We start from the raw sequence: 25,696 nt of genomic DNA, 5'->3' as shown, positions 1-25,696 counted from the left end.
TGCTAGAAAACCTACCTCGCTGCCCCTACGGTATCGCCTTGACCACCAGAAAGGCCACCTAAACGACGACTAAATTGGTACGATCGCACGATTGCCCCAGAGGAGCGATCGCCGCCGTGTCAGACGCCATTCTCGTCACCGTCAAGCTCTTTGCTATTTACCAAGAGGCCTACGGGGTGCCCGAGGTGCAGTGGCAGTTTCCGCCGGGGGCGACGGCGGGAGACGTGCGCGATCGCGCCCTGGCCGAACACCCAAAGCTAGAACCCTGGCGCGGTCGCACCCGTCTAGGCCTCAACCTTCAGTTTGTAGCCGCAGATGCTCCTCTCCAGGCGGGGGATGAAGTGGTGCTCATACCGCCAGTAAGCGGGGGATAGTACAAAGACTCTATCCTTGGGCAAGTGCTTTACAAAACGTAAAATCGGCTCGATCCTATAAGTGCTGGGCGATCCCCATTTTGGGCTGCAAAAAGGGATTGCTCAGATGCCCAAAAGGTTCATGACAATCCGGATGAGCCGAGGTCGATAGCGTAGAGTAGGTGGTATAGCCCCCAGATATAGCGTTTGTGTGGAGCGCCCGCTATGGACTGGTTTCCTCGCCGCCATGCTCTTGTCTTAGCCCGCAGCAGCCCTGGCCGCCTCGCCTATCTCGAAAAAACCGGCATCATCATCCCCCAGCGCACCGGGCACCCGCCCCGCCTTGAGGTGCTCTACTCCTGGGAGCAGGTGCTTGAGATTCGAGCGATCAGCCGCCTGCGCCAGCATCTTTCGTTCCAAACCATTCGCAAGATCATTCAATATTTTGACGACCACGGCTTTGGCCCTAGCCTGCGCGACAAGCACCTGATCATCAATCGTCACGGGGTCAGCTGGGTGCGATCAGACTCCACTGTTCCTCAGGTGATTCACCTGGTAGGGCATCGGTGTAGCCCTATGGGGCAGTTCGTTTTAGCACCGCTAGGTAGCCTTGATCTGGGTCTGCCCAGCCTGACGGCAAACCTCAAGCCTCAAAATGTGGTTGATCTAGAGAATTTTAGACAAAAAGTGCGCGATCGCTAGCTGCAAATGGGCCTGGGGCAGCGGTTTTGGGGATCACCTTTACCAAACCAGTAGGAAGCTGAACCTTTCGACCCTACGGCTAAAATGAGGCCTACTGTGGGCTCTAGGGTGCAGATGGGCAAAGTAAGACAGTGAGTGCGCAACCCTAAACTTAACCTGATGAAGTACTCTAAGCAGCAGCCTAAACCTCAATCAGATATCCCACCGCCATCCTACCGATGGGTGGCGTCGGCCTTCGGCCTGCTGTTTGTGGGCTTGGCGATCGCCATAGTCCACATCGCAGAAGATGGCTATCGGTTTCGATCCTATGGAGCAGCGGCGATCGTGGGTGGTCTAGGGCTAGATTCTTTTGTGAGTGCCGCCCGCAATCGGTGGTCGCTGGTATCGCGCATCGGGCCTCTGCCCTAGGTCTGATACCAAATCCGAGTCCCATACCCCCGATTCCCCAAAGGCCAAACCGTAGGGGCAAACAACCGTTTGCCCGGCTGAATCGGGGGCAGGCGAGCAGGATTTGGTATGAGGCTTTCATCCAGAATCTCCCTCTAAAAAAACCCCTGGATGGAAGCATCCGGGGGCTTTTGATCAGCTCAGCAGTTCGCCGGTTTCTTGCAGCACGTGCAAACGGTGGTAGATGCCACCCTGGGCCAGCAGCTCGGCGTGGCTGCCCACTTCGGCAATGCGGCCCTCCTCCAGCACCACAATTTTGTCGGCTTCGCGCACGGTGCTCAGACGGTGGGCAATGATCAGCGTAGTACGGGTACCGAGAATAGCCCCCATCGCCAGCTGAATCGATCGCTCTGACTCGTAGTCGAGACTAGAGGTGGCCTCGTCAAACACCAGCACATCGGGGTTGACCAGCAGGGCGCGGGCAATGCCCAACCGCTGCCGCTGACCGCCCGAGAGGCGCACCCCCCGCTCGCCCACCACGGTGTAGTAACCCTTGGGCAAACGGTGAATAAACTCATCTACCCGGGCGATACGACAGGCTTCGTTGACCGCCTCCATGGAGGCGGCGGGGTTACCGTAGCGCAGGTTGTCGAGCAGGGTGCCGTTAAACACGTCGACCTCCTGGTGCACGATCGCCAGACGTTTGCGATAGCCGGTCACATCTAGCCTGCGAATGTCTTCGCCGTCGATCAAAATGCGGCCGCTGCTCGGCTCAAAGTAGCGAAACAACAGCTTCACCAGGGTCGACTTGCCCGAGCCCGATCGCCCCACCAGGGCCACGGTTTGGTACGGCTCGATCAGCAGGTCAATGTCCTTCAGCACCGGCTTTTCGGCGTCATAGCCAAAGCTCACCCGATCAAAGTGCACCTTGCCCGTGAACTGGTAGCTGGGCAGGCTCTCGGGGCTGTCGGTCAGGTTGACCACGTCGGTGCCCAGGGGCTCGGCCATCAACTCGTGGAACCGCAGCATCGAGGCGTAGCGGCGGGCAAAGATCTCCGCCAGGTTGCTGATGGGCTCGAGCTCTGAGTAGGCCATGCTCGACACCGTCAGGGTGGTGATAAAGTGCCCCAGCGAAATCTGCCCCCGCAGGGTAGCCACCAGAGTCAGCACCAAAATGCCAAACACGCAGGCCTGAATGACAAAATCTTGCCAGGTGGTGAGAATCACGTAGCCCTTGTGGATGACGCGATCGACCAGGGTAAACTCGCGCTCAAGGCGCTGGCTCTGTCGCTTGAGCTCCTGGGCCTCGGTGGCAAAGGCCTTCACCGTTTTGATGTTGGTCACCAGCTCAGAGGTGCGACTTTCGGTGTTTTCGATGTAGCTGTCGAGCACCTGCTCTTTTTTGTTGAGGCGAATCAGGTCTTTGAGACTAAAACCCAAAATCACCACAAACGACACCAAAAACGCCAGGGCAATGCGCCAGTCGATCCAGGCGATTAGTAAGAAAATGCCGGTGATGCGCACCATTTTAGGAATCAGCTGGCCAGCAACCTCGGGGTAGGTCCAGGTGTGGTTAGACAGACCTCGGGCTACGCGACCGGCAATGCGGCCTGGGTTGTTTTCGTCGTAGAAGCTCAACGGCAGGGTCAACAGCTTGCGCACCACATTTTGGGAGTGGTCGCGGCGGGTGCGCAGGGCAATATCCCAGTGAAACCACACCCCCAGCCAGGGCTGAATCGGAGCCCGCACCACGGTGGCGACAAAGATCACCGTGAGCAACAGGGCGATCGCCAACCCTGGCCCCGCCGGATACCCCACCGTCGCTGCCACCCGGTCAACCAGGCTCTGGCTCACCGGGTCAACGGGCTGATCGGAGAGCACGTTGAGAATCTGGCCAATGGCGTAGGGCACGGCCAGGTCAATAATCTGGAAAAGGCTGCTGGCAGCAATGCTCAAGATTGCCGCTCGGCGATAGCGACTGTAGTAGCGCACCACCTGATGAATGCTGGCCATGACGGAATAGTTCTGTGGGAAAGTCTTTGTAGTATACATACTACAAAAGAGATTGTCGACTCTTGGTTGCTCGTTTTGCTGTGCAGCTTTGACCCACCCCGCCCTCCGGGCACCCCTCCAGAGAGGGGACGAGGCTGATCCCACACTGGGGTTGGAGAATTACCCGCTATTCTAGAAAAGCTGAGTTTTATAAAGACGCCTGTGCAAACTCCAGACCCCATTCACGTGATCGGCGGCGGGCTGGCCGGTACCGAGGCCGCCTGGCAGATCGCCCAGGCGGGGGTGCCGGTGGTGCTGCACGAGATGCGCCCCCATAAGACCTCCCCCGCCCACCACAGTGAGCATGTGGCAGAACTGGTGTGCAGTAACTCTTTTGGGGCCATGTCGAGCGATCGCGCCTCGGGCCTACTCCACGAAGAGCTGCGCCAGCTCGGCTCAGTGGTAATCGCCAAAGCCGACCAGCACCAGGTGCCCGCAGGCGGTGCCCTAGCGGTCGATCGCGGTATTTTTAGCCAAGACCTAACCGAAACCCTAGAGCATCACCCGCTGATCGAACTGCGCCGCGACGAGGTGACGAGCATTCCTGACGAGGGCATTGTGGTGTTGACCACCGGCCCGCTCACCAGCGAGGCGCTGTCGGTAGATCTGGAGCGCTTCACCGGCCAGGGCTACATGAGCTTTTTTGACGCCGCCAGCCCGATTGTGGTGGGCGAGAGCATCGACCAGGCGGTGGCGTTTATGGCCTCACGCTACGATCGCGGCGAGGCGGCCTACCTCAACTGCCCGATGAATAAGGAGCAGTACCTGCACTTTTGGACTGAGCTGTGCAACGCCGAGCAGGCCGAACTCAAAGACTTTGAGCGCGAAACCGCCAAATTTTTTGAAGCCTGCCTACCGATCGAAGAGATGGCGCGACGGGGCGAAGACACCATGCGCTACGGCCCGCTCAAGCCCGTGGGTCTGTTTGATGCTCGCCTGGGCGATTTCAAAGACCCTGAAAACAAGGGCAAGAGGCCCTATGCCGTGGTGCAGCTGCGCCAGGAAGATAAGAGCGGCCAGCTGTGGAATATGGTGGGCTTTCAAACCAACCTGCGCTGGGGCGAACAGGCGCGGGTGTTTCGGCTCATCCCCGGCCTAGAAAACGCCGAGTTTGTGCGCATGGGAGTGATGCACCGCAACACATTTTTGAACTCGCCGGAGCTGCTGCACAGCACTCTGCAATTTAAAGCTCGCCCGACCCTGCTGGCGGCGGGTCAGCTGGTGGGCACCGAGGGCTATACTGCCGCAGTGGCCGGGGGCTGGCTGGCTGGCACGAATGCGGCTCGGCTGGCCCTGGGGCGCGATCGCATCACCCCACCAACCACCACTATGCTGGGGGCTCTGGTCGATTTCATTACCGCCGCAGAGCCAAAGCACTTTCAACCGATGCCGCCCAACTTTGGCATTTTGCCGCCGCTGCCCACCAAGGTGCGGGGTAAAAAAGAGCGCTACGGACAGTACCGCGATCGCGCCCTTGGCGACCTCGACACCTGGGCCGGTGGGCAGAGTATTTTTCTCCACCGTCAGACCTTGAGCGCGATCGCCTGAGACCCACGCACCATCGCTTCACCGGCAAGGTATAGACCCTAAGGCATAAAAGCTGCCTTGGGTTATTACAGCTGCTCAAAGGTTTGCTACAATCATCGTCGGTTAAGAGAAGATTATAATCAGGTTAATAAAGTCAAGGGGGTGTCCATGACCCAATTAAATTCTTCTAATCAGCCCGATCGCGACAACTTTCTCTGCCCCCGCAGCCGCTACTACGGTGAGTTTTCGCCTCAGCAGCTCACGTTTAACGCCAATCTGCAAGAGTTTGCCCACCGCATTGGCTATATTTCGGGCCTCCAAACTGGGGGCAAGCTGTCGCCCGACGAGGCGTATAGCCAAATTAAGTCGCTCTATAAACAGCTCAAGCGCAGCAAAAAAGGGCTAGAGGTTTAGCGTTTTCTGGGCGATCTGCCTGGGTTAAGGGCTAGATCGCAGCCCGCTGAGACCCATAACCAATCTAACCAAGCTCTGGGGCCAGGTTTTCTCATAAAACCTGGCCCCAGAATTTATTTAATCTAGGATCTAATCTGCCGTGTAGTGCGCAAAAATAATTTCCGTCAATTTCTGGACAAACAGTCTGATCGGCTTACTATGGCATGAGTTCAAACCAGCCATTTCACCCAAAAGGGTTTCCTTTCATGACTCTGCCCTTTGACGCGGCCCCAAGTCAGGCACGAATTGAGCAATTTTGGCGACTCTCTGCGAGTTTTGGTATGGAGCGCAACGCCTACCACAACTACTTAAATGAGATCGTCAGCGATCGCTACGCGCTGATCAAAGGGCTGCAACTGCTGCGCGACGAGCTGCAATTTGCTGGGGCCAGCCCCACAGATATTCAAGCCTGCGGGGCCGATATGAGCTTGCCCAGTGCGGTGACAACGCTGGCCTATACCAACTGCGGCGATCGCATTCACCAGGGCGAGGCGACCAAGCGCTACCGCGACGTGGTCGCCTCCCGATTTGCCACGCTGTCAGAGATTGGCGAACTCAAGCTAGAAGCATTTTTCCCCGCCGGGGGCGGTACTGACAACGGAGCGACCCTGGCCCACGTTACCGTGGCCCACGAGCTAGATGAGAAGCTAAAGCGGCGAGTCTACGAGGGCAACCCCCAGTCGATTTCGCTGGTGGCGATCGATCTTAAAACCCATGTGGGTCGCATTCAAGAAGACGGCAAACAGGTCTACGGCAAAACCCGTGAGTCGCCCTGGCGAGAACCTCGGGCGGCCTGCGGTGCGATCGTGGGAGCGCTGACCCACTACCAGTCCGAGAACTTGATTCACCGCCGCATTCGCAGCGATCTAGGCGAGCGCAACTTTCAGTTTCTATCGTCCCAGCAGATTTTGACCGATGAGGGGGTCGATATCACGATGGCGGTAGCAGCGGCGATCGTAGCGATTCGCGGCATTCGCAACACGGCCCTGGCCCTGGGGCAAGAGATGGATGAGCGCGGCCTAGGCCACCTGACCGCCAGCACCACGGTGAATCGCCCTTCTCGAGATGATCTAGTGATTTATCTGGCCCGTGCCACCGTATTCAATGGCATGGTGCGCATGCAAGGCCTGGGCACCGAGGCAAAACACTACGGCGGCAAACTGGTAGGGTATGCCGGAGAAAAGCGGCTCCAGCTGCGCTACGACGACTGGAATGTTGAAGATGTGCCAGTTGAGGAAATTCCCTACAAGGTAAGACTGTCGGGGCTGTAACGCCAACCGTTCAAGCTGCTCACGCGGCACCCTCAACGATAAAAACTGTTTTCAGAAAAAATTCTGTCTGTATGCCAGGCAAAACTTCCATAGGGTCTGAAAACCGGCAGAACAATCGAGCCTAGGGGTGGCATTACTCTAGAACTTTCATCCCTTTTGTCGCAAGATCTGGTCAGCATGGTGCCATGGGGCCTGTTGTAGACTCGGGCTGTGGCCCGAACACCCATCCCTTCAATGAGGCTATTGAGGGCCTATTCAACTACGCTAGACGACGTCCAAAGTCGAGCCATGGATGTTCCCGTGCGGTCGTTGAGGTTGTGAGCGCAACGACCGCACCGGTAGCACTGCATAATCCGGTTATCGTGCAGACGACGAGTCCCAGTTCTTGACAACGGTTTCGCTCTGTCAGGGAGGACAACGCATAGGCAAATGACTCTCTAGGTCTAGATTCTAGCCATCATCCTTTAACTGACCAGTGCCGACTCTCTAGCTCAATCTCTCTAAATCCGAGTCGCATAACCCCGACTCCCACAAGGCCGAACCGTAGGGGCCAACAACCGTTTGCCCTGCTGAATCGGGGGTAGCCAAGGAGGATTGAGTATGAGCCCTAGAAATACCCAAACAACCGTCAATTTAGTACAAGGGAAACTAAAGGATAAAGGCAACGCAGCTACAAAGAACCCCTGGAAGCGTTGACCTTCAGGGGTTTTGGAGAAAAGCTGGTGACAAGATTCGAACTTGCGACCGGCTGATTACAAATCAGCTGCTCTACCAACTGAGCTACACCAGCAAAAGCATACCCAGTATAGCAACGTTACCGGGCCGCTTTATACACCTCAAGACACTTCAGGAGTCGACTCAACCTCATCTGTGACTTTTTCGGCCTTAGCAGGGGCGATCGCATCGTCATCGCTATCCTTAAACACCATTCGCAATAGCGGCGGCGCCATAAACGTGGTGAAGATCACCATCACAATGATGGCTGCATCCAGCGACTCAGTGAGCACACCGCTGGCCGCCCCTACCCCGGCAAACACCAGACCTACCTCGCCGCGAGGAATCATGCCCACGCCGACGGCTAGACGGTTGATGCCGGGCTGGCCAAAGATGGCAAAGCCTGCAATCACCTTACCCACAACGGCCACCACGACGAGGAAAGAGGCGATGATCAGCCCGGCCCGGTTGGCGGGCTCTAAAGGGTTAAGCACGCTGAGGTCAGTGCGCGCCCCCACCACAATGAAGAAAATCGGCACCAGCATATCGGCGATCGGACTAATCTGCTGCTCTAGCTCTTTGTGTTTAGGGGTTTCAGCCAAGATTAAGCCGGCGGCAAAAGCTCCTAAAATAGCCTCAAGCTGAATGGCAGCGGCAATGTAGGCCAGTACAAAGGCAAAAATTAGCGAGCTGATCAACACCTGGCCCCGGGTGCGCATTTGGTTAACAACAGCGACAAAGACGGGGCTGAGCAGGCGACCGATAAGGATCGACCCCACCAAAAACGTGGCAGCCCCGGCCACCAGATAGACCACATTGAGAATTTCGATTTCGCCGGTTTTAGCCAGGCTGGCCACTACCGCCAGCACAATGATGCCCAGCACGTCGTCGAGCACGGCAGCGCCAATGATGATCTGCCCTTCCTTGGAGCTGAGCTTTTGCATCTCGGCCAGCACCTTGGCGGTGATGCCAATGCTGGTGGCGGTCAGAGCCGCCCCGGCAAACACCGCCGGAATGGTGTCAATGCCAAAAATAGCAATCAGCCCAGCGGTGCCTGCGGCAAAGGGGGCCACCACACCCACCACGGCCACCACCGCCGCCTGCGGGCCGACCCGAATCAGCTCTTTGAGGTCAGACTCAAGGCCAATTTCAAACAGCAGAATAATCACCCCCAGCTCGGCCAGGACAGAGATCACCTCGCTCTCGCCCCGAAAGACCTGCATCAGACCCTCGGGCGAGAGGCCGCTGGTCATGCCCACCAGGTTCATCAGCAGAGACTGTACCTCGCCGCCGCCTTCCGGAAAAACAATCAGGTGTAAGGCCGAAACACCGACAATGACGCCCCCTACCAGCTCCCCCAGCACGGCAGGCAGGCTGATGCGGGCGCAAAGCTCGCCGCCTAGCTTAGCCGCCAGGTAAATCACAATCAGGCTGAGCAACACACTGGCTAAAACCAAAGGCTCAATTTCGGTCTCTGCCACCTCTGCCAACCAGGGACTGACGGTGGGGGGCAAAGCCACATTATTTAGTTGAATACTACCGATTAGGTCGCTGCCGATGAGACCACTCATCCAGTTCGCCATGCAGACCGCCAAAACTCGTCCCATCTAATGTACATGAGATTACTTCCCCCAGAGAGTTCATGGAGATGGTTATGGCAGGCGATTTACCTAGAGAAATAGGCCTAGGGAAACATGCGGTGGCTAAGGGAGGGCATTTGGCGGCGCACTTGGGCAATGCGCTCGGGTGAGATTTCGGCGATCGCAACCCTTTTTTCCACGCCCGCATCGGCCAGCACCATACCCCAGGGATCGATAATCATGGCGTGGCCGTGGGACTGACGACGGGCATTGTGGAACCCAGTCTGGGCCGGGGCGATCACGTAGCAGGTGTTCTCAATGGCGCGGGCCTGAAGCAGCACCTGCCAGTGGTCTTTGCCGGTGAACTCGGTAAAGGCGGCGGGCACCACCAGCACCTCGGCCCCCTGCTGAGACAGATGGCGGTAGAGCTCAGGGAAGCGCACGTCGTAGCACACCGATAGCCCCAAGATGCCAAAATCCTTCGACGGAAACACATCAGGCAGAAGATGGCCCGAAATCACGATGTTTGACTCTCGGTAGGTGTTGCCGTCGGGCAAATTCACATCAAACAGGTGCACTTTCTCGTAGCGCAGCAGCTCTTGCCCATCGGGGGAAACTAGCAGGGCCGTGTTAAACACCTTGCCCTCTTTCGCCGGTACGGGGTAGCCACCGCCAATCAGCGTCACCTGGTAGCGCTGGGCCATGGTCTTGAGAAAATCTTCGCTGGCCTTGCAGATGATGTCAGCCTGGGCGATTTTGGCATCTTCGTCGCCTAAAAACGAGAAATTCTCGGGTAGGCTCACCAGCTCGGCTCCCTGGCGCACCGCCAGGTCGATCAGCTCTTCGGCCTGGGCCAAATTCTTCGCCAGATCTGGCACACTGGTCATTTGTACGGCGGCGGCCCGATACGCTCTCATAAATTACCTGGCTGGAGATGAAGAACCCTGGAACGTAAGTGTTCCATGACCTTCAATTTTATTCGCTCAGGGGAACGGTTTGCTCAGTTACCCAAAATTGAGTCATTAACCCTGGGCAGCATGCTCTCTCAAGGTGACTTCTAAAAAATAGTTTCCCCAATGGGCGGCCTTGCCCACCCCACAATGGGCACAGTCGCTGGATTTGAGCGGGTATCGTCTTTGCTGAAACTCTCTTAAGGATCCAGACGCTGCTCCGTTTCTCCATCAAACCAGTGGATTAACTCAGGCGGTAGCGCCAGCTCAAGGTTTTCTTTATTCCAGGTGGCATCGGCAGGAATCAGCGCCCGCAGGATGAGATTTTGATCACCCTGCACCCTTAGGCTGATCAGGTCGCTCATGCCCAGGTTTTCGATCAAAAACACGCTGCCGCTGACGGTGTGGGCGTCCCCTTCCCGAGGCAGACGCAGATGCTCTGGACGAATGCCCAAAATCACCGACTTGGCCGCTACCCCACCGGGCAGCGGCACTGAAAAATCGCCCAGGGCTACTCCCTGCCCGATGCGCTCTAAGGGCACTAGATTCATCTGGGGGCTGCCGATGAAGCTGGCCACAAACCGGTTGGCTGGGGTTTTGTAGATGTCGTGGGGGTGGCCCAGCTGTTGCAGATGGCCCTGGTTGAGCACTGCCACCTTGGTGGAGAGGGTCATAGCTTCGGTCTGGTCGTGGGTGACGTAGACCACTGGCGATTTCTGGTCGGCAAAAATCTGTTTGAGGTCGGCCCGCACCTGCTCCCGCAGCAGGGCATCTAGGTTGCTCAGGGGCTCGTCGAGCAAAAACACATCGGGGTTGCGTACCAGGGCTCGGGCCAGGGCCACCCGCTGCCGTTGCCCGCCAGAGAGTTTGGCTGGTTTGCGATCGAGCAAAGGATCTAGGCCCAGCACTCCAGAGGCCTCCTGCACCCGCTTTTGAATGTCGCCTGCGGGCAGGTTGCGCATTTTTAGGCCCGAAGCCACGTTGTCGCGCACGGTCATGTGGGGGTACAAGGCGTAGCTCTGAAACACCATGGCAATGTTGCGATCGCCCGGTGGTAGAGCGCTAACATCGCGATCGCCAATCATCACCCGCCCCTCCGTCGGCTGATCTAGCCCCGCAATCAGCCGCAAAATGGTGGACTTGCCGCAGCCCGACGGCCCCACCAGGGTGAGGAACTCATTGTCGGCGATCGCCAGGTTGAGCTGCTTCACCGGCACAATGTCGCGGCTGTAGGCCTTAGTCAAGTTCTGGAGTTCGAGTTTAGCCATGATTTTTTGGAATATAGAGGAGTTTTAAGTTTTAAGTTCTGAGTTTTGGGATTCAGCCTTCAAAACTCAAAACTTGCGTCTTACCCTTTTACGGAGCCCGAGGTCAGCCCCTGGACAATCCGCCGCTGGAAGAACAGCACCAGCAGCACCAGCGGCAGAGTGCCCACCACCGTCGCCGCCGCCAGGGGGCCATAGGGCACCTCAAACAAGGTGGTGCCCCCCAGCTGAGCCGCCGCCACTGGAATAGTTTTCATGCTCTCGCGGGTCATAAAGGTGAGGGCAAACAGATACTCATTCCAGGCAAAGATAAACGCCAGAATGCCGGTGGTGACCAGGGCGGGCAGAGTCATGGGCAGCACAATGCGCCAGAGCATCTGCACCGTGTTGTAGCCATCCACCCGGGCCGAGTCTTCCAAATCCCTGGGCAACTGCTGAAAGAAGCTACGCATCACCAGAATGGTCAGGGGCAGGTTGATGGCGGTGTAGGGAATGATCAGCGCCAGGTAGTTGTTAGCCAGACCAAAGGCCCGCACCACCTCCAGCAGGCCCAAGAACAGCAAAATGTAGGGAAACAGCGTCACGATCAGCACCGCCGCTAGCACCGCCTGCTCCCCCGGAATCCGCAGCCGGGCCAGGGCATAGGCCGCTGGAGATCCCAGGGCCAGACACAGCACCGTCGAGACGATCGCCACCAGGGCGCTATTGGCCATGTAAATGTAGAACTGGTTGCGCCGAAACAGATCGATGTAGTGCTGGAAGGTGATCTGATCGAAGCTGGGGAAATACACCACCCGGTCGGCGGTAATGGCGGCGTTGGTCTTAATCGAGGTCAGCACCTGCCATAGCACCGGGGCCAGGCTAAACCCAACGGTAAAAATCACCGCCGCCCACAGCAAAATCCGCATCCAGGGAATGGTGCGATCGCCCCTTTGGGCCGGGGATGAGTTGGTCTGAGGAACAGAGGTCATGGGATTTTGAATTGGGGATTTTGAATTGGAGATGAGGTCAATTCCCCTCTGGGGAGGGGCCAGGGGCGGGTCTAGGGGAATTTTGGATTTGGGGTGAGGTCAATTCCTCTCTGGGGAGGGGTTAGGGGTGGGTCTGGGGGAATTTTGGATTTGGGGTGAGGTCAGTTCCCCTCTTGGGAGGGGCTAGGGGTGGGTCTTGAGGAATCTTGAATTACCCAATCGCCCCTCTAAAATCCCAAATAGAATCACTCCGTCTTGGCCCGCAACCGCGACAGATAAAGCCAGGTCAGCCCCACCACCGCAACCAGCACCAAAAACGTCACCGTCACCAGGGCCGCCCCATAGCCAAAGTCCAGGTAGCGCATCACGGCGGCATAGATATAGATCGACACCATCTCCGTCGCACCGCCGGGGCCGCCGCTGGTCATCACCGCAATCAGGTCAAAAATGCCAAAAGACTGGGCAAAGCGAAACAGCATCGCAATCACAATCTGCGGCGCAATCAGCGGTAGGGTAATTTGCCGAAAGCTCTGCCAGGGGCTGGCCCCATCCAGAGCGTGGGCCTCGTAGAGATCTTGGGAAATAGACTGCAACCCCGCCAGCAGCAAAATCGCCACAAACGACGTCGTCTTCCACACGTCAGCGGCAATCACCGCCACCATCGCCCAAAAGGGCTCCCCCAGCCAGTTCACCGGGCTGCCAATCAGGCCCAGCCGCATCAGCAGGTCATTCCAGACGCCAAATTCGGTATTAAAAATCCAGCGCCAGGCCAAAGCAATCAGCGCTGTGGGCAGCGCCCAGGGCAAAATCGCCGCCGTTCGCACCAGGCCCCGCCCGCGAAACGCCTGATCTAGCGCCAGGGCAATGATCAAACCCAAAATCAGCTCAAAAAACAGCGTAAACACCGTAAACACGGCGGTGTTGCCCATGCTCTGCCAAAAGCGACCGTCCTGCATCATCTGGATGTAGTTCTCCAGACCGCTAAACTCTGGCTGGAGGTTGGTACTCAGATTCTCGGTAAAGAAGCTCAGTCCAAAGGCCCGCAAAATAGGAAAGGCATAGACCAGCAGCAGCAGTACCAGTGCTGGGGCTATCAACAACCAGCCAGTGCGCTGTTGGCGTTCTCGAATGTAGTCTCGGTTCATGGGTGGGACGTGGGGGAGGAAACGTTTTGAGTGTTGAATGAATTGGTTCGAGCAGGGTCTTCGAAGAAGAAATGTTGAGTGATGAGTTCTGCAAGCGGAAACATCGGCTGAACGGAAAACTCAAAACCCTCTTCGCTATAAATCTCTAACTGTCAACGCCCAAAACCCGACGGCTCTCGCCAGCGGCTCGCTCCATAGCTACTTCAGGGGTCATCTGGCCCGAGATCGTGGCGCTGAGGTAGCGCTGTAGGATGTCGGAAAGCTGGGCATATTGGCCAACAGGGGGCCGAGGTACGGCGGTTTCGGCCACCTCTAGCAGCTGCTCGTAGTGGGGATACTCCGCCAGAATGTCTGGGTCAGTGAACAGCGCACGACGGCTGGGCACGTAGGCAAACTCCTGGATGAATTCCTTCATGGGGCCGGGGCTGGTGAAAAATTCCACCACCCGCCAGGCCTCTTCGGGGTGGGGGGTGCTCGACGAAATGCCAAAGCCCCAGCCCCCCAGGCAGGCGGCGGGCTGCTGGCCGTCGTCATGCACCATGGGCTTGAGGGCAATGTTGCCCGCTACGGGCGAACCGTCGCGGTTGGCCTCGGCCCAGACGTAGGGCCAGTTGCGCAAAAAGGCGACATTGCCGTTCTCAAACTGGCGCAGGGAGTCTTCTTCGATGTAGTTGGTGACGCCGGGGGGGGTAATGCCGTCGCCGATCACCTGCTTCATAAACTCAGCGGCCTGAATACCAGCGGGCTGGTCAAGCCCCACTTCCAACGTCTCAGGATCAACCCAAAAGCCGCCATAGCCGGCAATCAGCTCGACAAAATTGGTGACAATGCCTTCATACTGCGCTCCCTGCCAGACAAAGCCCCAGTTGGTATCGGTCTGGTCTTGAATGGTTTCGGCTGCGGCAATCAGGTCGCCAAAGGTTTCGGGCGGCTCCAGCCCTACCTCTTCTAGCAGATCGGTGCGGTAGTAGAGCATGCCCATGTCGGATCGAAAGGGCATGCGGTAAAAGCCATTCTGGTAGCGCCCGGCGGCCACATCGGCCTCAAGGAAATCTTCTAAGTCCGCGTCGCTGACCCGGTCAGATAGATCCAGCAGCCAGCCCGCAGCAGCAAATTTGGGGATCCACACGACATCGGAGAACAGAATGTCGTAGGGAGAATCGCCCAGCAAGAACGAAGTGGTGTAGAGATTTTCAACCGCATCGGCGGCGTTGGGGCCACGCACCATCTCTAGGCGAATGTCAGGGTTTTCGGCCATAAACTGGTCGGCTAACCCCTGCATTTGGTCAGCCTCTACGGCCCGCACCAAAAAGGAAATGGTGACCGGCTGCTGCGACCAAGCTGTTGACCCCCACGTTAGGGAAGCAGCCACTACAGCTACAGTTGCCAGGGGTAACAGCAGCCGACGCCAGCGATCGCCCCAGCGGGTAAAGAAAAATTGACTACGCAAAACAAAGCCCGGATATCGAACAACCCCGGGCTTGCCAAAAGATACGCAGTGAACGCAAATACCGAAGCTCAAGGCTCGGGGCTGGCCAACCCAGGCCTCTCAATCAAATCGGAACGCCGGTTTGCAATCCTCTATCTGTGGGCTGAGATTTCGATCTGTGCAGTTTAGATTCCCTAGGGCTGAGTCGGCCCCGGAGAAGGGATTCCAGGCTGGAGGGGAGAAGCGGGCTGTTGTGGAAGGAGGGGCGACGTCGGCGCAAAGGGATCAACTTCTGGCTGTGGCTGACCGTCAAGCCCGTTGGGTAAGGTTTCGGGAAACCCCTGGGGAAAGAGATCGGAAGTGCCATCGTCGGGGCTAGCGTCATCGGGGCTGAGCCCGGTATCGGTGGGCAGGGTAGCCAGAGCAACGCGATCGCCCCCCACCGACCTGAGCAAATCTAGCACGGCCACCACATCTTCGTAGCGGGCATCGCGAGAGGCGTAGAGCACCATCAGCCCGCCGGGGTTGACCTGGTTAAACTGCAACAGCACGTCGTAGAGCAGATCGAGGGTGACCGGCTGCTGGTCAAGGTAGGCCTGGCCTAGCCCATCGACGCTGACGTAGAGGCGATCGCCCCCCTGAATCTGGCCCGGCAGGGCCTGGCCAGTCTCTGCCGAAGGCAGGTCAAGGTCAATGGCCTGCTGCCGGGTCAGCCCCACCGCCGCCAAAATAAAAAACGTCAGAATGCAAAAAATAACGTCAATCAGCGGAACAATTTCCAGGCGCACGTCCTGGGAGGGGGTATCGAGCAGGTCTACTTTCATGTCGTCGTTGCCTCTTCTGAGGATGGAGTCTCGGGGGGAGCGGGCTTAGGTGCCACCGTCACAGCATTGGGAAACACCCCTGACCCAGCCAAGGGCGATACACCGCCACCACTGGCCCAGCTCTGGCGGTAGAGCAGCTCTAGCTCACTGCCCGCCTGGCGAAACATTTTGGCCTGACCAAACACAAACCCCTGAAACAGGCGGTAAAAGGCCAGGGCGGTAATGGCGATCACCAGGCCAGCGGCGGTGCTGATCAGCGCTTCGCTGATGCCCAGAGAGGTACCGGCAGTGGCGTCACCACTGCCCAGGTCGCTAATTTGAATGGACCCGAGAGAGTTGATCAGGCCCAGCACTGTACCCAGCAATCCCAACAGCGGGGACAGGGCAATCACGGCTTCAAGAATTTTTTCGCCCCGGCTCATGGCCAACAGCTCTTCGTTAGCAGAGGTCTCCAGCGCTAGGCGAAACACCTCGGGGTCGGGGGCCTGGAGCTTGAGCGGAGCCGATAGAAACCGCCCCATGGGCAGAGCCATCGACCGATGGGAGATCTCAGCCGCCGCAGGCCAATCGCGGCGGGCAGCTTCTAGCACGCGCCCAGACACCTCGCGCTCGCGGGTCAAAATGCGCGACCAAAACCAAATGCGTTCCAAAATGGTGCCTACGGCCAATATGGAAAGCAGCAGCAGCGGCCACATGGCAATGCCGCCACGGGCAAAAATCTGAGCTATGTTCACGAGATTCCTCCTGTCACCACTGGGTTTAGCTCTCTAACTAACGAGCCAACCAATCCTCCGGCAAAGCATAACAATTGTAGTGACTTTGGGGACGCTTCAACATTTTGAGGCAAATTCTGTTGCCTAAGTTCGCGGTGCTACCAGGGTATCGAGAATTAAATCTGCGGTGCGCTGGCAGGCCCCTGGCAACCCCAGCTCTTCCCGCATTTTGGCGTAGCCCGCCCGCATGGCTTGACGCGCTGATTCATGGTGCAGTAGCTCTAGGGCAGCGGCGGCGATCGCCTCGGGGGTCGCTTCCCACTGCAAAAACTCTGGCACCACCGGCTGGTTGACCACCAGGTTGACCGGCGACACATAGGGCACGTCAAACTTGAGCAGGTAGTAGCCAATGCGAGCGCTGAGGGGGTTGATGCGGTAGGCCACCACCTGGGGTACGCCCATCAGGGCGATTTCGAGGTTGGCGGTGCCCGACTTGGCGATCGCCACATCGGCGGCAGCGATCGCCGTCTGACTGCCCTCGCGAATCACCCTGCCGGTCAGCCCGTACTGCGTCAGCCCCCGCTCAAAGCTATCGGCCAGGGTCGGAATCGACACCGGCAGTAAGAAGGTCACCCCAGGGCACTGGGCCTGAATGATCTGCGCCGCCTTGAGAATCACCGGCAGCAGATATTTCACCTCTTGGCCTCGGGAGGCGGGCAGCAGGGTTACCACCGGGGCAGCCAGAGGCAGCCCCAGGGTTTGACGGGCAGCAGCCTGGTCGGCGGGGGCTGGGTAGCGATCGACCAGGGGGTGCCCCACCCAGGTGGCATCGGCCCCGTAGCTCTGGTAGTAGTCGGCCTCGGCTTTGAAGATTGACAACATGCGATCGCTGCACTGCACCAGCCGCTCGGTGTCTTGCTTAGAAAACGACCACACCCACTGCTGGGGGGCAATGTAGTAAACCACCGGCACCTGGGGATGGTGGGTTTTGAAGTAGTTGCCCATGGACAGGTTGGGGCTCATGTAGTCGATTAAGACTGCAATGTCGGGGGGGGTGCCATCCAGGGTGCGCTTGGCCTGGCGCTGCACGCGCATAGAGGGCAGCACGTAGGGCAGGGCTTCCAAAATGCCCACCGAGCCAATGCCCGTGGTGTCGCCCATGAGCGTGGCCCCAGCTTGAGCCATGCGCGGCCCCCCCAGCGCCGTAATGCCGATCTCAAGGGCGCGATCGCGAGCCCGCTGGTGCAGCGCCTCAATCAGCAGTGCCCCCTGCAAATCGCCTGACACCTCGCCCGTGCTGATAAAGATCTGCCGCTTTGATGGCTTGGGGTGCATCATCCCAGCCCTCGGCTATTCATCGTCGCTGGGCTTGGCGCGCCGCCGTCCGGGGGTCAGCCCTCGGCGATCGCTCTGCTGAGCCGCTAGCAAAAAGCCGCTAAAGTGGCGCACTAGGTCATTGTCACTGTCCTGACTGAGTTTCTCGACCGCCGTGCTGACCGACTCGCCCGAGCGGTAGACCAAGCGGTAGGCCTGCTTTAGCTCTCGATAGATCTGGGGGTCGGCGGTCAGCCCGGCCCGCTGCAAACCTACCTGGTTGAGCCCCCGCACGTAGGCAGGGTTGCCGTTGACCAGGGTAAAGGGTGGCACATCGCGATCGATCCGGCTGAGGCCGCCGATCATCACCAGGCGGCCAATGCGCACAAACTGGTGCACCCCCACCATGCCGCTAATCCGCGCCCCCGACTCCACATAGACATGGCCCGCCAGGGCCACCGAGTTAGCAATGATCACATTGTCTTCAAGCACGCAGTTGTGGGCCACGTGAGAATAGGCCATCAGCAGGCAGCTGTTGCCCAGCCGAGTCGCGCCACCGGCATCGGTGGCGCGGTTGATGGTGACATACTCGCGAATCAGATTGTTGTCGCCGATAATCACCCGGCTCATCGAGCCGTCGTACTTGAGATCTTGAGACTCTAGGCCAATGGCTGCGCCGGGGAAGATGCGGTTTTGAGACCCAATAGTGGTATCGCCATCAATCACCACATGGGCACCAATCTCGGTGCCAGGGCCAATGGTCACCTGTTCGCCAATTACCGCGTAGGGGCCAACCTTGACCGTGGGGTGCAGCTGCGCGCCAGCGTGAACCACGGCCGAGGGATGAATCAGGGTAGTCGTCAATGGCCCGCCTCCAGAACCCAGCGTTTGCAACATACACACCTTACTTAGCGATCCCGCTTGAAGCTATTTTGCCGAACTGTCTTGCCGAACTGTCTGGCCCTAGGGCACCGCCATGTCTACCACTGAGAACATCAACTCTCCTTCGCAGGCTAGCTGGCCGTCTACCTCGGCCCGTCCGTGCATTTTGCCAAACCGCAGCCGCTTGATAGCCAGCAGCTCTACGGTCATGATCAGCTGGTCGCCCGGCACCACAGGTCGACGAAATCTTACCTTATCGATACCGGCAAAGACACACAAACCCTCCACACCTGGAATTTGGGTCAGCACGATGCCGCCCACCTGGGCCATAGCCTCGACAATCAACACTCCCGGCATAATCGGGCGACCGGGAAAGTGGCCCTGAAAGTGAGGCTCATTGAAGCTGACATTTTTAATTCCTGTGGCCTGTTTGCCAGGGATGTAGTCAACGATGCGATCGACCAGGGCAAAGGGATAGCGGTGGGGCAGGAGAGCATAGATCTCTTCAGCGCTAAAGTCAGTCTTAACCGGAGCTACAGCGTCAGCCAGATCTGCTTCACAGGACTCAATAGCCGCCGTCAAAGGGGACGCAGGCACGGTGCTAGGAGAAGTTACGTCAATCACAGGGGAAAATTTTAGGATCTACGGGATCTAACAGGGAGCCAGGGCGATTTATCGCGCCGGCCAGAAACAGGCAAATTGCCTAGACTGATTTTGCCACTATAGGGCACCATCGCCCTAGACCAAAGCAGAAGCCATCGCTTCTGCTAGCTGACCGTGGAGGCGATGACTGGCTCTATAGGCCACAATGTGGGCGATCGGCAGACTGCCCAGCAGGCTCAAATCGCCCAGCAGGTCGAGCATTTTGTGGCGGGCGGGCTCGTTGTCAAACCGCAGGGGCGGGTTGAGCCAGCCCTCAGAGCCACACACCAGGGCATTGTCGAGACTGCCACCCTGAATCAGCCCGGCAGCCCGGAGCTGATCAATCTGATGGGCCAGGCCAAAGGTGCGGGCCGGGGCGACAGCGGTGGCAAAGCCCTCGAGGGCGAAGGGGTCGGCGGTGGGAGCCCAGCTAAACCACTGGTTGCCAATGGCGGGCACCTCAAAGTCAATACCGTAGGTCAGGCGCAGCTGCGAAGCCGGAAACGCCATCACAAAGGCATCGCCGTCGTGGACAGAGATGGGCTGGCTAAGCCGGGGCTGCGATCGCGCCACCGTTTGCCCCTGCCGCCCCCCCTGGCGGATGGCCTCGACCCAACCCAGGGCCGAGCCGTCAAGCAGCGGCACCTCTGGGCCAGAAATCTCCAGGCGCACATTGTCAATGCCTAGGCCCACCAGGGCTGCCAGCAGATGCTCTACGGTGCGTACCGATGCCTCCCCCTGGCGCAGTTCTGTAGAAAGCTGCGTGGGCTTGACTGCCTCCAAAGTCGCAGGTACGGTGGGTGCCCCCGGCAGATCGGTGCGCACAAAGTAGCGGCCCCGCCCTGGCTCAGCGGGCTGTAGGGTAACGCTGGTCATCGCCCCAGAGTGAAGGCCTATCCCCCGCCGCTCAACGGGGTGGGATAGAGTGGCCTGAGCTGAGTCGATCGACCAATCGGCTAGAGGTGGGGAGTCAAGATCGGTGGACAGCATTAGAAACGCTCTCCAAAGCCAAAGCCAATGCGCCCCTGGCCGCGATCGTTAAACCCATAGTCGATGCGCAGGGGGCCAAGGGGTGTCGCCACCCTGACCCCAGCGCCGTAGCCATAGCCGCTGCCGGGCTTGCCGCGCGAGGGGCCGGGAGCACCGGGTACCGCATTGCCGCTACCTAGGTCAGTGCCCACATCCACAAACAGCACTCCCCCCAGAAAAGAGAATAGGGGAAAGCGATATTCAGCGGTGAACTGGGCGTAGCTGCGACCGCTGCCCACCTCCCCTTCGTCGTAGCCGCGAATGGAGTTGGTGCCGCCCAGGGCAAAGGCCTCGTAGGGTGGCACATCGCCCAAAATCGTGCCCGCCTGGGCATTGAGGGCAATGGTCTGGGCACCCTCAGCAAAGTTCAAAAAGCCGACTGGAATATAGTAGCTGTAGCTGCCCCGCAGCCGGTTCATAAAGACGCTGCCCGCACCAATGGGCACCGACTGCTCAGCATTGAGCCGCACCACACTGCCGCTAGTGGGGTTGAAGGCGTCGTCGCGGCGATCGAGGGTAGCACTGAGGGGGAATGTCCACAGCAGATCGACACCGGAATCACTATTGGTTAGTGGACGACCGCTGGCGTCTACCGCGTTGAGAGCACCGCCACCATCGCGGGCTGACACGTTCTGTACTAGGGTGCCTAGGGCTACTACCCAACCATTGTTGAGGGGGCGACTAAAGGTAATGCCACTACCCAGTCGACGAATGCGCACCTGGTCGCCGTTGGCCAAATTGATCGGGGTGGGGCCACCGGTAAAGTTGAGGTTTTCGGCTAGGCGAGCAAAGGCAGTGGCCGTGTAGGAGGTGCGGAACGGATCGCCGGCAATCCAGGGATCAGTAAAGGCGAGATCAAACAAAATGTCGCGGGTGCTGAGCTGAGCCTCGGCACTAAACTTTTGATTGTTGCCGCCAAAGTTGTCTTGACGAAAACTGACCGTGCCAAACAGGTCACCAGTGAAATTAAAGCCCAGGCCCGCAGCAACGGAGCCCGTGTTGCGCTCGGCGACGTTGACAATCAGGGTGACCTTGCGGGGGTCATCAGCAGCGGGCTCTAGCCCTGGCACCACGTCTTCAAAAATATTTAGGCCAAATACCCGCTGTAGATCGCGCTCGATCTGGGTCTGGTTAAACACGTCTCCGGGCTGGGTCTCAAACTCGCGAGTGATGATGTAGGGGTGAGTGCGCCCTTGAATGGGGTTGCCGTCTTCGTCAACGGTCTGGCGCAGATCGTTGATGTAGCGCACCTCAATATTTTCAATTACACCTTCGGCAACCTCTAGGGTAACGATGCCTTCGTCAGAAACCTGGGGCGCTGCCACCACCTGGGCTAGCACATAGCCCTGGTCTTGATACCACTGGTTGAGCTCGATGATGCCTTCTTGAAAGTCAATCAGGTTGATGATTTGCCCTCTCTGATCGGCAAAGATGTCGTCAACCACGCTTTGGGGCATGACCTCATTGCCAGACAGCCGCACATCTGTCAGTACTGGGTTGGGCTGCACCAAAAAGGTAATCTGCACACCCAGATCGGTATCTGCAGGCTGGGCATCGACATCGGCAAAGAAACCCGTGGCAAAAATGTTGTTGATGTCTTGCTGGAGCTGAGTGCGGGTGGTCGTGCGCCCGGCCCGAGTGGTGATCACACTGTAGATCAAGCTTTCTAGGTCGTCGGCGAGTTCACCGTCTTCGACTGCAACTAGCACCTCTGCGACCAGCACCCGAGGCTCTTCGGGCTCCTCGGGGGTTTCTACCGCTGGAGTCTCAGGGGTATCTTCGGCGGGCGATTCGCTGGTGGGTGGCTCGGCACCAGGAGCTTCGCCCTGCTGGTTGGGGACTGGCTGGGGCTGGCTGCGGCGCTGTACGGCACCGTCTAGAATGCGCTGGGTCTCCTCGGGGGTAATTTCGCGAGGGGTGCTGGGAGTTTGGCTGATCTGTACGGTCTCAGAGAATGCCCCAACCTCAGCCCAGAGAGGCTCGGTGTCGGCGGCGACCTCAGCCGAGTCAACGGCCCGATAGGTGTCGATCGCCCCCTGGAGCAGTTCGGGCACCGGGCTGGGCTGGGTCAATTGCCCAGATCCCCAGTCGGGGGCGGCAGGGTCATCTACTGGGGCGGCTAGGGGCTGAGTGAGATCGGCTGCGACCACCGAGGCCGAGTTGAGCTCTTCGGCGATCGCCGCTTCAGAGGCCTGGGCCACGTCAGTCGTCTGGCCAACAGCCAAGCCTGGGTTGGCCTGGGCAGGCACCACAGCCAGCCCCACTAGCCCAGAGCCAGCCATTGCCGCCAACAAATACTTAGGAGATACCCGCATCTAAACCTACCTGCTAAACACGTCCACACACCAATCAAGGACTTATTTCTCCGGGCGCTAAGCCCGGGAAAATGCCCTGGGCGGGCCGGTGCCCCCACAATCGCAAAGATTCTACCGCATTGATGGGGTTAATTCTTGGCCGATTGTGCCGCTACCTTTTCTAGCACCCTCTGGTAAGCGGCTTCGACTTGGCCCAGATCTTGGCGAAAGCGATCTTTGTCGAGCACCCGCTGCGTAGGGTCGTCAGTGCTTTGATCCCACAGGCGGCAGGTGTCGGGGCTAATTTCGTCACCGAGTAAAATTTGCCCCTGGCCGTCGAGGCCAAACTCCAGCTTGAAATCGACTAGGGTAATGGCACAGCCCTGAAAGAAATCTGTCAGCACCTGATTGATGTTGAGGGCAAGACGACGCAGGGTGGCAATCTGTTCCTCGCTGGCCAGGGCCATGGCGCGAATGCGATCGCCCGTCAGCAGCGGATCCCCTAAATCATCGTTTTTATAGTAAAACTCTACCAGGGGCGGATCGAGGCGCTGGCCCAGAGGTAGCCCGGTCTGCTTGCACAGGCTACCCGCCGCCAGGTTGCGTACCACCACTTCTAAGGGAATGATGCTGAGAGCTTTGACCAGCATGGTGCGATCGCCCGTCGTCTCTAGCCAGTGGGTCGCTATCCCCGCCGCCGCCAGATGCTGAAATAGGTAAGTCGAAACGGCGCAATTAATCTGCCCCTTGCCGACAATTTGGCCCTTCTTTTGGGCGTTAAAGGCAGTGGCATCATCTTTAAAGTAAGTGAGCAGCACCGCCGGGTCGTCGGTGGCGTAGATAATCTTGGCCTTGCCTTCGTAGGGCTTTTTGTCGGGGGCGTCAGCAGCAACCATGGTTCTCAGGCGGTAGCGGGGACACCCCATACTAGCGCCCAAGGTTGTGTCGTGGATGTCGGAATAGACCAACCCGCCATCTGTCGGGTGAGCCATGCCCAGCATCTCAAGCCTCTGCTAACCGAGCCACTTCACCGTTAACCCCCCCGGCGCTGTAGGCTTAATTAGGTAACTTGACATCACCATTGCGCAACGCCCCATGGCCACCATCAACGACAACTATCTCAAGCTCAAAGCAGGCTACCTGTTCCCTGAAATTGCTCGCCGGGTGAGCGCCTTTGCCGAGGCCAATCCCGACGCTCCAATCATTAAGCTGGGCATTGGCGATGTCACCGAACCGCTACCCGAGGCCTGCCGCGCCGCCATGGTTAAAGCGGTGGAGGATATGGGCGATCGCACCAGCTTCAAAGGCTACGGCCCCGAGCAGGGCTACCTCTGGCTGCGCGAAAAAATTGCCCAGCACGACTTCCAAAGCCGAGGCTGCGACATTGACGCCAGCGAGATTTTTATTTCCGACGGCTCGAAGTGCGACTGCGGCAACATTCTCGATATTTTTGGCAATAACAACACCATTGCCGTCACCGACCCGGTCTACCCGGTCTATGTCGATACCAACGTGATGGCAGGCCACACCGGCCCCGCTGACGAAACCGGTAAGTACGGTGGCCTCACCTACCTGCCCATTAGCGCCGAAAATGCCTTCACCGCCAGCATTCCCCACGAAAAAGTAGATCTGATCTATCTCTGCTTCCCCAACAACCCCACCGGGGCGGTAGCGACCAAAGAGCACCTGCAAGCCTGGGTCAACTACGCCCGCGCCCACGGCTCGATCATTTTGTTTGACGCGGCCTACGAGGCGTTTATCACCGACCCGGCCATTCCCCACTCTATTTATGAGATCGAGGGAGCGCGGGACTGCGCCATTGAATTCCGCTCGTTTTCTAAGAATGCGGGTTTTACCGGCACCCGCTGTGCCCTGACGGTGGTACCCAAATCTCTCAAGGGCAAAGCTGCCGATGGCACTGATGTCGATCTTCACAGCCTGTGGAATCGCCGCCAATCGACCAAGTTCAACGGCGTTTCGTACATTGTGCAGCGTGGGGCCGAGGCGGTCTATTCACCCGAGGGGCAGGCTCAAACCAAGGCGTTAATCGATTTCTATATGGAGAACGCCCGCATCATTCGTGAACAGCTCACCGCCGCTGGCATCGCCGTCTACGGCGGCGTTAACGCCCCCTACGTGTGGGTCAAAACCCCCAATGATCTGAGCAGCTGGGACTTTTTTGACAAGCTGCTGTACACCTGTCATGTGGTCGGCACCCCCGGCTCGGGCTTTGGGGCCGCAGGCGAGGGCTACTTCCGCATTTCTGCCTTCAACAGCCGCGAGAATGTGAACGAAGCCATGCGCCGCGTCACCGAGAAGTTCAGAGTGTAGACCGTGAGAGGCTCATCTGAGTCAGGATCTCGGCAATGCAGTTTGATCCCCCCAGTTTCTTGCTGTAATAGATCCATCACACACACCCCTTTGTAAGGGGGGCAGGGGGGATCCCTCCCACCTTTTATCTAAGAACTACTATGCTCACCATTGCGCTACCCAAGGGCGGCATGCTCAAAGACAGCATTCAGCTCCTCCAGGCCGTGGGCCTCGACTTTAGTCTGTTCTTAGACAGTGCCAACCGTCAGCTGCAAATTACTGAGCCCACTGGCAGGGCCACCGGGCTGCTGGTGCGAGCCCAAGATGTGCCCGTATATGTCGAGTACGGCCAGGCTCAGCTAGGCATGGTCGGCTACGACGTATTGCGCGAGAAAAAACCCGCTGTGGCCCACCTGGTAGATCTGGGCTTTGGCGGTTGCCGCCTGTCGGTGGCGGTTAAAACTACTAGCCCCTACCGTTCTGCCCTCGATCTGCCCGCCCACAGTCGGGTGGCCTCTAAGTACGTCAACAGTGCCCACGACTACTTCCAAAGTCTAGATCTACCGGTAGAAATTGTGCCCCTCTACGGCTCGGTGGAGCTGGGGCCAATTACGGGCATGTCAGAGGCGATCGTTGACCTGGTTTCGACCGGCAAAACCCTAAAGGAAAACAACCTGATGGAGCTGGAGGTGCTCTACCTCAGCACCGCCCGTCTGATTGCCCACCCGCTCAGCTACCGGGTCAACCCCTACGGGCTGAAGGATTTGATCGATCAGATACGGGCTGAGGTAGGGGCTGTAGCTGTGTAAGGCCCCAGCTCAATCGGTAAAATCTATTATGCTTGCTCAAAAAAATCTCCTGACAGCTGTCAGGAGATTTTTAGGTTATA

The 25,696-nt window shown here is 58.3% G+C and carries 23 protein-coding genes and 1 tRNA gene; 8 read left to right on the top strand and 16 right to left on the bottom strand.

Annotated features, from left to right (window positions below):
- Nucleotides 1-116: 116 nt before the first annotated feature.
- The 3 genes from AC0QKW_RS15355 to AC0QKW_RS15345 all read left to right on the top strand — a co-directional run bounded on the left by AC0QKW_RS15355 (nt 117) and on the right by AC0QKW_RS15345 (nt 1,463).
- Nucleotides 117-374 carry a MoaD/ThiS family protein gene (locus AC0QKW_RS15355; protein WP_473151953.1) on the top strand — a complete coding sequence of 86 codons (258 nt, stop codon included), beginning with the start codon at nt 117-119 and terminating at the stop codon, nt 372-374.
- 204 nt (nt 375-578) lie between these two features.
- A complete protein-coding gene (locus tag AC0QKW_RS15350) occupies nt 579-1,055 on the top strand; it encodes a MerR family transcriptional regulator (RefSeq protein ID WP_473151952.1) in 477 nt (158 codons plus the stop codon).
- Between the two features lie 159 nt (nt 1,056-1,214).
- Nucleotides 1,215-1,463: a hypothetical protein gene (locus AC0QKW_RS15345; RefSeq protein WP_473151951.1), complete on the top strand. Its 249-nt coding sequence runs from the start codon at nt 1,215-1,217 to the stop codon at nt 1,461-1,463.
- A 174-nt stretch (nt 1,464-1,637) separates the two neighbouring features.
- Here AC0QKW_RS15345 and AC0QKW_RS15340 read toward each other — a convergent pair whose 3' ends face one another.
- On the bottom strand, nt 1,638-3,455 hold the full coding sequence (locus tag AC0QKW_RS15340) for an ABC transporter ATP-binding protein (RefSeq protein ID WP_473151950.1): 1,818 nt from the start codon (nt 3,453-3,455) through the stop codon (nt 1,638-1,640).
- A gap of 201 nt (nt 3,456-3,656) precedes the next feature.
- Here AC0QKW_RS15340 and trmFO point away from each other — a divergent pair, with 201 nt between their 5' ends.
- The 3 genes from trmFO to AC0QKW_RS15325 all read left to right on the top strand — a co-directional run bounded on the left by trmFO (nt 3,657) and on the right by AC0QKW_RS15325 (nt 6,745).
- The gene (gene trmFO, locus AC0QKW_RS15335; RefSeq protein WP_473151949.1) at nt 3,657-5,042 is read left to right on the top strand and encodes an FADH(2)-oxidizing methylenetetrahydrofolate--tRNA-(uracil(54)-C(5))-methyltransferase TrmFO; all 1,386 of its coding nucleotides are present in this window, start codon (nt 3,657-3,659) and stop codon (nt 5,040-5,042) included.
- A 147-nt stretch (nt 5,043-5,189) separates the two neighbouring features.
- Nucleotides 5,190-5,435 (top strand): DUF7219 family protein, encoded by a 246-nt coding sequence (locus AC0QKW_RS15330; RefSeq protein ID WP_473151948.1) that lies wholly within the window; start codon nt 5,190-5,192, stop codon nt 5,433-5,435.
- A gap of 245 nt (nt 5,436-5,680) precedes the next feature.
- Nucleotides 5,681-6,745: a hypothetical protein gene (locus AC0QKW_RS15325; RefSeq protein WP_473151947.1), complete on the top strand. Its 1,065-nt coding sequence runs from the start codon at nt 5,681-5,683 to the stop codon at nt 6,743-6,745.
- Between the two features lie 717 nt (nt 6,746-7,462).
- Here the strand turns inward: AC0QKW_RS15325 and AC0QKW_RS15320 are convergent.
- The 15 genes from AC0QKW_RS15320 to purC form a co-directional block, all read right to left on the bottom strand.
- Nucleotides 7,463-7,535: transfer RNA gene (locus AC0QKW_RS15320), tRNA-Thr, on the bottom strand.
- A gap of 46 nt (nt 7,536-7,581) precedes the next feature.
- Nucleotides 7,582-9,030 (bottom strand): cation:proton antiporter, encoded by a 1,449-nt coding sequence (locus AC0QKW_RS15315; protein ID WP_473151946.1) that lies wholly within the window; start codon nt 9,028-9,030, stop codon nt 7,582-7,584.
- 113 nt (nt 9,031-9,143) lie between these two features.
- Nucleotides 9,144-9,956, bottom strand: a complete 813-nt coding sequence (locus AC0QKW_RS15310; protein WP_473151945.1) for a carbon-nitrogen hydrolase family protein — start codon at nt 9,954-9,956, stop codon at nt 9,144-9,146.
- Between the two features lie 233 nt (nt 9,957-10,189).
- Entirely contained in the window at nt 10,190-11,257 is a 1,068-nt protein-coding gene (locus AC0QKW_RS15305) for an ABC transporter ATP-binding protein (RefSeq protein WP_473151944.1), read from the bottom strand.
- Nucleotides 11,258-11,337: 80 nt separating this feature from the next.
- A complete protein-coding gene (locus AC0QKW_RS15300) occupies nt 11,338-12,225 on the bottom strand; it encodes a carbohydrate ABC transporter permease (RefSeq protein ID WP_473151943.1) in 888 nt (295 codons plus the stop codon).
- A 245-nt stretch (nt 12,226-12,470) separates the two neighbouring features.
- Nucleotides 12,471-13,370: a carbohydrate ABC transporter permease gene (locus AC0QKW_RS15295; RefSeq protein ID WP_473151942.1), complete on the bottom strand. Its 900-nt coding sequence runs from the start codon at nt 13,368-13,370 to the stop codon at nt 12,471-12,473.
- Between the two features lie 145 nt (nt 13,371-13,515).
- Entirely contained in the window at nt 13,516-14,820 is a 1,305-nt protein-coding gene (locus tag AC0QKW_RS15290; protein WP_473151941.1) for an ABC transporter substrate-binding protein, read from the bottom strand.
- A gap of 173 nt (nt 14,821-14,993) precedes the next feature.
- Nucleotides 14,994-15,623 carry an ExbD/TolR family protein gene (locus AC0QKW_RS15285; RefSeq protein WP_473151940.1) on the bottom strand — a complete coding sequence of 210 codons (630 nt, stop codon included), beginning with the start codon at nt 15,621-15,623 and terminating at the stop codon, nt 14,994-14,996.
- Nucleotides 15,620-16,357: a MotA/TolQ/ExbB proton channel family protein gene (locus AC0QKW_RS15280; protein ID WP_473151939.1), complete on the bottom strand. Its 738-nt coding sequence runs from the start codon at nt 16,355-16,357 to the stop codon at nt 15,620-15,622. Before AC0QKW_RS15280 ends, AC0QKW_RS15285 begins: the two co-directional genes overlap by 4 nt.
- Before the next feature lie 123 nt (nt 16,358-16,480).
- Nucleotides 16,481-17,674 carry a lipid-A-disaccharide synthase gene (gene lpxB / locus AC0QKW_RS15275; RefSeq protein ID WP_473151938.1) on the bottom strand — a complete coding sequence of 398 codons (1,194 nt, stop codon included), beginning with the start codon at nt 17,672-17,674 and terminating at the stop codon, nt 16,481-16,483.
- Between the two features lie 12 nt (nt 17,675-17,686).
- The gene (gene lpxA / locus AC0QKW_RS15270) at nt 17,687-18,514 is read right to left on the bottom strand and encodes an acyl-ACP--UDP-N-acetylglucosamine O-acyltransferase (RefSeq protein WP_473151937.1); all 828 of its coding nucleotides are present in this window, start codon (nt 18,512-18,514) and stop codon (nt 17,687-17,689) included.
- A 99-nt stretch (nt 18,515-18,613) separates the two neighbouring features.
- Entirely contained in the window at nt 18,614-19,081 is a 468-nt protein-coding gene (gene fabZ / locus AC0QKW_RS15265; protein ID WP_473152048.1) for a 3-hydroxyacyl-ACP dehydratase FabZ, read from the bottom strand.
- Between the two features lie 189 nt (nt 19,082-19,270).
- Nucleotides 19,271-20,164 carry a UDP-3-O-acyl-N-acetylglucosamine deacetylase gene (gene lpxC, locus AC0QKW_RS15260; protein WP_473151936.1) on the bottom strand — a complete coding sequence of 298 codons (894 nt, stop codon included), beginning with the start codon at nt 20,162-20,164 and terminating at the stop codon, nt 19,271-19,273.
- Nucleotides 20,164-22,518: a BamA/TamA family outer membrane protein gene (locus tag AC0QKW_RS15255; RefSeq protein WP_473151935.1), complete on the bottom strand. Its 2,355-nt coding sequence runs from the start codon at nt 22,516-22,518 to the stop codon at nt 20,164-20,166. Before AC0QKW_RS15255 ends, lpxC begins: the two co-directional genes overlap by 1 nt.
- Nucleotides 22,519-22,646: 128 nt before the next feature.
- Complete coding sequence (gene purC, locus AC0QKW_RS15250; protein ID WP_473152047.1) at nt 22,647-23,393, bottom strand: phosphoribosylaminoimidazolesuccinocarboxamide synthase; 747 nt, start codon at nt 23,391-23,393, stop codon at nt 22,647-22,649.
- Nucleotides 23,394-23,592: 199 nt separating this feature from the next.
- Here purC and AC0QKW_RS15245 point away from each other — a divergent pair, with 199 nt between their 5' ends.
- Entirely contained in the window at nt 23,593-24,828 is a 1,236-nt protein-coding gene (locus AC0QKW_RS15245; RefSeq protein WP_473151934.1) for an LL-diaminopimelate aminotransferase, read from the top strand.
- A 140-nt stretch (nt 24,829-24,968) separates the two neighbouring features.
- Nucleotides 24,969-25,616: an ATP phosphoribosyltransferase gene (hisG, locus tag AC0QKW_RS15240; protein WP_473151933.1), complete on the top strand. Its 648-nt coding sequence runs from the start codon at nt 24,969-24,971 to the stop codon at nt 25,614-25,616.
- The last annotated feature ends 80 nt before the right edge of the window (nt 25,617-25,696 follow it).

The sequence above is a fragment of the Pseudanabaena sp. PCC 9330 genome (genome assembly GCF_055795045.1).
This window is presented reverse-complemented; position numbering and strand designations above follow the sequence as displayed.